The 9,784-nt window shown below is 22.0% G+C and carries 7 protein-coding genes and 1 pseudogene; all 8 read left to right on the plus strand.

Annotated elements, in window-relative coordinates; genetic code table 11:
• Nucleotides 1-257 (plus strand): annotated as a pseudogene (locus EZH24_RS15015) (hypothetical protein); the annotation flags it as partial.
• The gene (locus tag EZH24_RS03415; RefSeq protein WP_137997728.1) at nt 244-1,917 is read left to right on the plus strand and encodes a glycosyltransferase family 2 protein; all 1,674 of its coding nucleotides are present in this window, start codon (nt 244-246) and stop codon (nt 1,915-1,917) included. The pseudogene EZH24_RS15015 and the gene EZH24_RS03415, both read left to right, overlap by 14 nt.
• A 28-nt stretch (nt 1,918-1,945) precedes the next feature.
• Nucleotides 1,946-3,067: a non-hydrolyzing UDP-N-acetylglucosamine 2-epimerase gene (wecB, locus tag EZH24_RS03420; protein ID WP_137997729.1), complete on the plus strand. Its 1,122-nt coding sequence runs from the start codon at nt 1,946-1,948 to the stop codon at nt 3,065-3,067.
• Nucleotides 3,064-4,524, plus strand: a complete 1,461-nt coding sequence (locus EZH24_RS03425) for a radical SAM protein (RefSeq protein ID WP_137997730.1) — start codon at nt 3,064-3,066, stop codon at nt 4,522-4,524. The genes wecB and EZH24_RS03425 overlap by 4 nt, the downstream gene beginning before the upstream one ends.
• Before the next feature lie 12 nt (nt 4,525-4,536).
• Nucleotides 4,537-5,739 (plus strand): hypothetical protein, encoded by a 1,203-nt coding sequence (locus EZH24_RS03430; protein ID WP_137997731.1) that lies wholly within the window; start codon nt 4,537-4,539, stop codon nt 5,737-5,739.
• Between the two features lie 3 nt (nt 5,740-5,742).
• The gene (locus EZH24_RS03435) at nt 5,743-8,082 is read left to right on the plus strand and encodes a glycosyltransferase (protein WP_137997732.1); all 2,340 of its coding nucleotides are present in this window, start codon (nt 5,743-5,745) and stop codon (nt 8,080-8,082) included.
• The gene (locus EZH24_RS03440) at nt 8,079-8,909 is read left to right on the plus strand and encodes a sugar nucleotide-binding protein (RefSeq protein ID WP_137997733.1); all 831 of its coding nucleotides are present in this window, start codon (nt 8,079-8,081) and stop codon (nt 8,907-8,909) included. Before EZH24_RS03435 ends, EZH24_RS03440 begins: the two co-directional genes overlap by 4 nt.
• A 5-nt stretch (nt 8,910-8,914) precedes the next feature.
• Nucleotides 8,915-9,784: UDP-N-acetylglucosamine 4,6-dehydratase family protein (locus tag EZH24_RS03445; protein WP_137997734.1), on the plus strand; the 870-nt coding region annotated here is incomplete at its 3' end.

Below are 9,784 nucleotides of genomic sequence, written 5' to 3' on the forward strand. Positions count from 1 at the left end.
AAACTGGAAGTATAGATGCCAAAGATTATTATATAACATATATAGTTCCAGATGATGAATTATATAATTATTATTTAAAAAAAGAAGAAAAACTAAAATATATAAATAATAAACTACTACATTATTTCTTCTATATAATATCGGATGTATTTTACACAAACATTAGAATATTCTCTATTAATAATATAAATGTTAAGAATACTTTAGAATTTAATTTTGTGATTAAAAAAAGAGTACAATATTATGACAAAATTTAACCCTTTGATATCAATAATAATACCTGTTTATAATGGTCAAAACTTTATAAAAGATTCTATAAATAGTGCTCTTAACCAAACTTATAAAAATATAGAAATAATAGTAGTTGATGATGGTTCCACAGATAATACTGCCAATATTGTGAAAACTTTTTCAAATAAAGTTGTTTACATATATAAAGATAATGGAGGAGTATCTAGTGCTTTAAATCTCGGTATAAAGAAATCAAATGGAAAATACATTTCATGGCTTTCTCATGATGATTTATATATTAATACTAAAATAGAAGAACAAATTAATGAATTAAATAAACTTGAAGATAAGAATACTATAATATATTCAGGATATGAGCTTATAGATGAAAATAATAATTTAATAAGTGCAATTGAAATATCTTCAAAAAATGAATATAGATATTTAAATAATGGCCTTTATGCTGCTATAATGTACTGTTTATATGGATGTACATTATTAATACCAAAAGATATTTTTTATAAAGTATCATTCTTTAATGAAGAACTTAAATATTGCCAAGATTATGAATTATGGTTAAAAATTTTTAAGGATAAATATAAAATAAGATATATTCCAAAAGTTTTAGCACAGTATAGATTACATCAGCAACAAGACAGTTCAACAAGAAAAACATATATGATATCAGAAGCTGAAGAAATATTTATAAATGCACTTTCTAGTTTTAATAAAAATGATTACAAAAATATTTTTTATAATAAATATAATGTATTAAGAATTATGAAAAATATACATAAAGACTTTCCAAATTTAATAGCCTACATAAATAAAGAACAGAATATATTATTAGAAAAAAATAAAAAATATATCAATGATCATAATAAAATATCTATAGTAATTTATATAGATAATGATTTAAGTAACTTAGAAAATGTCGTTGATTCTGTTTTAAAACAGAACTATATTAATATAGAAATTTTATTTATTACAGATAATAGTTGTATAATAAATCAAATTGATATTTTATTAAAAAATATAAAATACAAAATAATTCCTACAAATGAAAAAGAAAATATTTTTAATTTTATTGAAGGTGATTTTATACAATTTCTAAGATCAAAAGATATTTTATTAGAAAATAAATTTAATATACAAATGGAAGATTTTAAAAATAATCCTCATATTAATATTTCATATAGTAAATATTATATAGTGATTAATAATAAAAAGAAATACTTAAATAACAATACATATAAACTTGATAATTTAAAACAATTTGAAAATATTGTATTTTTATGGAATGAGAAAATTTATATACCGCTATATACTTTATTAATAAAAAAAGAAGCTTTAAGAAATGTAAAAATTATTTACAATAACGATTATTTAATTATTGTTGATTTAGCTTATAATAATTATTTTAATTTTATAGATGAATATTTAGCTTGTAGTTTAGATGATAAAGTTTATAAAAAAGAATTAGAGTCAATTGATATTAAAAATAAATTAATAGATATAAATTTTGAATCCTCAAAATATAATAAAATTTCAAATAAAATATTCTATATGTATAATAATTATAGCTATTTAATTATAAAATTATTAAAAATAAAAATAACTATAAAAAGGAGTAATAGTATATTTTATAAAGTACTGTTACATTTTTCTAACTGTATTAATAATTAATAAAAATACTAAAAGGGTTAAATAAAACATGAAAGTAATGACTATACTTGGTACAAGACCTGAAATAATAAAACTTACCCGGGTTATAAAAGAATTAGATAAATATACTGAGCATATATTAGTTCATACAGGACAAAATTTTGATTATGAACTTAATGAAGTATTTTTCAATGATTTGGAATTAAGAAAACCTGATTACTTTCTAAATGTCGCTGATTTAACATTATCAAAAACGATAGGAAATATTATAGCAAATTCAGATGAGGTTATGGAAAAAGAAAAACCTGATGCATTACTTTTATATGGTGATACTAACTCATGTCTTTCTATAATACCAGCAAAAAGAAGAAAAATACCCGTGTTTCATATGGAAGCTGGGAACAGATGTTTTGATGAAAGAGTTCCTGAGGAAATAAATAGAAAAATAGTAGATCATTTGGCAGATATTAATTTAGTAATTACTGAACAGGCTAGACACTATTTACAAAGAGAAGGTATAGCCTCTGAAAGAATTATAAAGATTGGTTCTTCTATGAAAGAAATATTTGAAATATATAAAGATAAAATTAATAATTCAAATATATTGGATAAATTAACATTAGAGAAAAATAAATATTTTGTAGTTAGTTCGCATAGAGAAGAAGTTGTTGATATAGAATCTAATTTAATATCTTTAATAGAATCATTAAATGCATTGTCTGAAAAATATGATTATAAAATAATATTTTCAACTCATCCTAGAACTAGAAGACTTTTAGATAAATTAGGAAACATTAAAGTTCACAATAATATTATTTTTTCTAAGCCATTTGGATTTTTTGACTATATAGCATTACAAAAAAATTCTTTCTGTACTCTTTCAGACAGCGGTACTATAACAGAAGAAAGTTCTATATTGAAATTTCCAGCCGTAACTATAAGAAATGCTCATGAAAGACCTGAAGGCAATGACGAGGGTACATTAATAATGTGCGGATACAAAAAAGATAGAGTATTAAAAGCCGTTGAAGTTGTTACAGAACAATATAAAAATAACATATATCCAAAAACTGTAGAAGACTATGATGTTGATAACTTATCCATGAAAGTAGTTAGGATAATACTTGGTTATACAGAATATGTTAATGAAAACATTTGGAGGAAAATATGAAATGGCAAAATAAAGGGCATGAATTTGATGAAATAGGAAACATTTTCAAGCAAAATAAAGATTTATTATTTTTAGGTGATATAGATAAAGCAAACAGAATTAAAAAACATCTAAGTTTTTTAAATGCTAATATAGATATAATTGCTAATCCATCTTCTAATGATCTATATAATATTGATTTAATTGGAAAAACTATATTAATTTTTGGTAATTGTCCTTATATAGAAGAATATTTAATTTCAAAATTTTTAAGAAAAAATATAAATTATTTTATTATAAATGAGTTAGGTGAACATATTTTAATTAATTATGGAGACGATTTTCTTAATAAATATATATCCATATTTGCTTTATATGCTTATGATAAAGTGTATATGCCAAGTAATAATATAGTTATCACAACTGTATGCAATTTAAATTGTAAATCCTGTCTTAATTATAATCCCTACAATAAAAAAACAAAACATAGAGATCTTGAAGAATTAAAAAAGGATATAGATATATATTTCAAACATGTAGACAAAGTAGGTCTTTTACATATAACAGGAGGTGAACCAATTCTATATCCATATTTAATAGAATTAATAAGATACATAAATAATAATTACAGAGATAAAATAAATGATTTTGTTATGCCAACAAACAATATAAAAAGTCTCAATAATAATTTATGCAGAACTTTTAAAGAGAGTAATATGATTATTCAAATAGACAATTATTTAGAACAGGTTCCTCAGCATAAAAATATATTTAATGAAAATATAAAAAAATTAAGAGAATATGATGTTAATGTTGAAATGATTGATGCTGGTATTAAATGGTCTTGGTTTGAAACATATCCGCCTGATTATGATTATTCATTATTAAATGAAGAAGAACAAAGAAAGAGATTTGATTATTGTGGATGTATTTATTCTCAAATAAAAAATGAAAGAATTTATGTTTGTTCATATCATAGCTTTGCAGAAACAGCAGGAATAGTAGGGGAAGATAAAAATGCATATTTTGATTTGTCTGAAGATGTTAATAAAAAGGAATTAATAGAGTTTAGATTAAAATACAACAATGTAGGTTATGTAGAATTTTGTAAATATTGTAATGGTGCACCTCCATTAAATAATAAAACTTTAGAATTTGCAGCAAAACAAGCTAAAGGAATATTAGAATGGGATAAGAGATTCAAGGAAACGGATTATGTTCCTGTAGATATAAAAAAAATTGATAATAAAATTGAGGTATTAGAGAAATATATTAAATATATTGATGCCCATAATAGACTAAATAACATAGATAAATATATGAATGATAGCTTTGATAATATTAATGCGGCAATAAAAGAAAATTTAAAATATATTGATAATACCAATAATAGATTAAATAATTTATTTAATTTTATATCAGGCTTTATACCTACTCGTAAACTAAAAGATAAATTTAAAGATGTATTTTACAAATAAAGTGAATAATTTATGAAAATAAATAATTTTTTTAATTTTTCTGAATCTGATTCTGAAATCATTTTTATTTTATTAGGATTTCGTATAACAATAAAAAAAAATAAAGAAAACATCATTTTATATATTATTAATTTATTTTTGTTCAATAAATTAATAAATAAATTAAAAAAAATTAATAATGATAAAACTATATTAATTATTGAAGCTAATTATTATCATGGTGAAACATTAGTAAGTTATGCTAAATATCTTTTAGATATTGGTTATAATATTCAATTTATTTTGAATAAAAATTTAGAAAAAGAAAATCCTTTTTGCAGATTTAATAGTAATAATGTATATGTAAATTATATATATATGAGTAAGCCATTTTTAAAAATGTTTCTAAATAATAACTTTTTATCAAATTATAAATTAATATTTATAAGTACTGATTGGGTTTATATAGATCATGATCCATTCGTAATACATAAAAATATACCTCATACTATTAAAAATAAAACAATTATTATTGAACATGATGCTAAAAATTTTGCTAAAGAAAATGAAGAAAATATTATAAAAGAAAATAGACTTTTTACTTTATTACCAAGAAGTTATAAAGAATATACAACTAAAATGATAAATCCAAATTATTTTGGAGAAATAAAAAAAACAAATAATTTAAATAAAAATACTATTGTTTTTATAGCAGTAGGAGTAATACATAAAGGGTATAAAGGACATTATGTTTTGGAAGCTACAATAAAAAAACTTTTAGAATGTAATATTAGAAATTTTAGAATAGATATTGTTGGTTATGGTGATTTTGAAATAGATGATTCTATAAAAGATTATATTCGTTTTAAAGGACGTTTAGGATTTGAAGAGTTATATTCTTCTATAGAACTATCACAATATTTATTATTTTTACTTGATCCTAATAATGAAGAACATAATAGATATTTAAATGAAAATGTATCCGGTGCTTTACAGTTAAGTTTAGGATTTTCAATAATACCTTTGATAGATGAAAAATTTTCTGAAACTTTTGGATTAAATAAAAATAATTCTATCATATATAAAAATAATGATTTGTTTTCTGCTATGGTAAAAGCTATTAATATGAACCAAAATAGTTATATATCATTACAAAATGAACTTACATCATTACAAATGAAATATAGAGAAGAATCTATTGACAATATAAAAAATTATTTACAATATTTGGAGTAGTTTATGAACAATGATTTAATATCTATAATAATTCCAACCTATAATGGAGAAAAATATATATCTGAAACTATAGATTCAATATTAAATCAAACTTATAAAAATTGGGAATTAATTATAATAGATGATGGATCTACAGATTCTACTAATAATATAGTTAATAAATATATTGAAAAAGATTCAAGAATTTCATATTACAAAAACGAAAAAAATATGAAACAAGCTTATTCTTTAAATAGGGGATTTTCTCTATCTAAGGGTAATTATTTGACTTGGACAGCTGATGATAATATTCTACTTCCAAACTGTATTGAAATATTAATTACTTTTTTATTGAATAATAATTGTGATTTATGTTATGGAAATATGCTTAATTTTTATACAGATAAATCTTTAAATCATAGCAACTTTAATAAATTTGTAATAGACACCAAAAAATACGGCAAATTGGCTAATTTAATATCTTGTACTGTAGGCGGAGCTTTTTTGTACAAAAGAAGTATTTTTAATGAAATTGGGGAATATACATTAGATAGTGATTTTCACTTAGTTATAGATTATGATTATTGGATTCGTATCAATAAAAATCATATAATTTTACCTATAGATACAAATGATATAATATACCATTATCGTATTCATAATAATCAATTAACAAGTAAATATTTTTCTGAATTACTTTATCAAAATATCTTACTAATAATAAAATATTTACCGGATTATGAATTAACTATATACAATATAGAATTTGTATTCAACAGAATATTTGAATTATGTTCTGTAATAAAAGATAGATATGAATCAAATATAGATATTGATGTTTATAAAAAACTTATTAATTATATACATCATAATATGTTTCAAGTTTTAAAAGATAAAATCAAATTAGAATCAGAATATATAAGTGACTATGTATTAGTAAAATTTTGTGTAAAATTAAATAATTTATTTTCAGATAAAAATATTGAAAAAGATTTATATGATTTACTATCTATTTCTAAATTTTCATGTCTTCAAATAGGTGATAGAGATTTAGTAGGAAATAAATTTAATGGACATAATTTGCATATATATCTAAGAGAACTAGGAATAGATGCCAATCATATAGTTAATATAAAAGAATCAGATGATGAAAATACTTATGTATATAATACAAATGTCAATAATTTTACAGAATCATTAATAAAAAATAATTTGTTTTTATCATCAGATTTATTACATTTACATCTAATACATAATACAGAATTTGATATAAAATATTTGCCATTAATTACAAAATTAAAACCAACTGTTATAACATTACATGATCCGTATTTTCTTAGCGGACATTGCGTTTATCATTTTGATTGTGAAAAATGGAAAGATCATTGTTATGACTGCGATTATTTAGATAAACCATTTATAATTGAAAATGATGATACAGCATTCAAATTTGAAATAAAAAAACAAGCAATACAAAATTCTAATATAGTTGCAATTGTTGCTTCAAAATGGATGGAAGATAAATTAAAAGAATCTCCTATATGGAAAAATAAAAAAATATATAGAATACCTTTTGGTATAGATCAAGATAAATTCAAACCTAAAGATATTATAGAAGCAAAAAAAGAATTAGGTATTGATAAAGATTCAATTACATTAATGTTTAGGGCAGATGGATATATATATAAAGGAATGGATATTATAGAAGAAGCTTTATTAAATATAAATACCAATAAAACAATAGTTTTAATAACTGTTGGTACATCAGAAACAGCAATAAAAAAATTAAAAAATAAATACAAAATATTATCATATGAATGGATAAAAGATGATTACCTTCTAGCTAAATTATATCAAGCATGTGATATATTTTTGATGCCTTCAAGACAGGAAGCTTTTGGAGCTATGGCGGCAGAGGCTATGAGTTGTGAAAAGATGGTTTTATCAATTAGTGGTACATCTTTACCAGAAGTTATTAATTCTCCTGAATGCGGTATTGCTTGTGAAGAAAAAGAATATACTGAAAAATTACAATATTTAATAGATAATTTGGATGAAGTAAAAGAGAGAGGTAAAAAATCATTAGATTTTGCTATAAAAAATTACAATCATATGATTTATTCTTATAGAATATTAGATATTTATAAAAATATGATTGAAGATTATAAATTAGATGAAAACTATAAAATTATATTAGAACAATTAAAAAAATATAATAATTCAAATATTCTAACTACTAACAATAATATAACTACTAGCAATTATAAAAATAATAATTTTGGAATATTTATTCAAAATAATGATAAATATTTAACAATAAATATATTTGGAATAAAAATTACAATTAAGAAGAAGGCAAAATGAAAAAGATTTTAATATTAGGCGGAACTGGAATGCTTGGCAATACCGTTGCTAGGCATTTCATTAACAACAAAAATTATAATGTTCATTTTACATATAGGAATGAAAAAGTAGCTTTTGATAATTTTGATAAAAATAAAGGTATCAAATTTGACTCCCTTACTGATGATATAAATAATTTAAATAAAGATTTTGATTATGTTATAAATTGTATTGGTATTATAAAACCATTTATGTTTAATAATATGCGAGATTCTATATTTATAAACTCTATATTTCCATGGAATGCTGCTAATTGGTGTAAAGAAAATAATATTAAATTTATTCATATAACTACAGACTGTGTATTTGATGGACTTAAAGGTAAATATAATGAAATCGATGGACATAATGCCTTAGATGAATATGGAAAATCAAAATCTTTAGGTGAACCTAGAGGTAAATGTATGATATTACGTACAAGTATCATAGGTGAGGAAATACATAAAAATGCTAGTTTAATTTCTTGGGCTAAATCACAAAAGGGAAAGTCTGTAAACGGATTTTTAAATCATTTTTGGAATGGTATTACAACAAAACAATATGCCATAATTTGTGAACAAATAATAGAAAATAATCTATATGAAGAAGATTTATTTCATATACATTCTAAAAATATAGTAAGCAAATATCAAATGTTAGAATATTTTAATGAGAAATATGATTTAAATCTAAAAATAAAACCATATATAACTAATCCTATATGTGATAGAAGTTTATCATCTATTAAGGAATTATGTAGTAAATTAAATATACCTACAGTAAAAGAACAAATAAATAATTTGGAGTAATTATTATGTTTAAGGATAAAATTTTATTAATAACTGGTGGTACCGGATCTTTCGGTAATAAAATGCTTAGATACTTTATAAACAATACTGATATAAAAGAAGTAAGAGTATTTTCTAGAGATGAAGAAAAACAGGATAGAATGCGCACAGAATTAAAAGATGATAGGATCAAATATTATATTGGTAATGTTAGGGATTATAAAAGCATAAATGAAGCTTTAAGAAACGTGGATTTTGTATTCCATGCTGCAGCGTTGAAGCAAGTACCTTCTTGTGAATTTTATCCTATACAAGCAGTGCATACTAATATAATTGGTTCAAGTAATGTAATAGATGCATGTATAGAAAATAAAGTAAAAAAACTTGTTATGTTGTCAACAGATAAAGCTGTTTATCCTATTAATGCTATGGGTATGACAAAAGCCATTATGGAAAAATTAATGATTTCAAAGTCTAGAAATTTACCAAATGATGGTAATACCACTTTATGTGCTACTAGATATGGAAATGTTATGGCTTCAAGAGGTTCTGTTATTCCATTATTTATAAAACAGTGTAAAGAAAATAAACCTTTAACAGTTACAGACCCTAATATGACTAGATTTTTAATGTCATTAGATGAATCAGTAAATTTAGTATTATTTGCTTTCAACAATGCTGTAAACGGTGATATATTTGTGCAAAAGGCTCCAGCTTGTACTATTATGGATTTAGCATTAGCAATTAAGGAAATATTTAATCCTAATGTAGAAATAAAAATAATAGGTACTAGACATGGTGAAAAAACTTATGAAACTTTAATAAATAAAGAAGATATGATTAAAGCTGTTGATATGGGAAATTTTTATAAGATACCTGCTGATAATAGAGATTTG

Source organism: Brachyspira catarrhinii, assembly GCF_005518285.1.
In the GTDB taxonomy this organism is placed as follows: domain Bacteria; phylum Spirochaetota; class Brachyspiria; order Brachyspirales; family Brachyspiraceae; genus Brachyspira; species Brachyspira catarrhinii.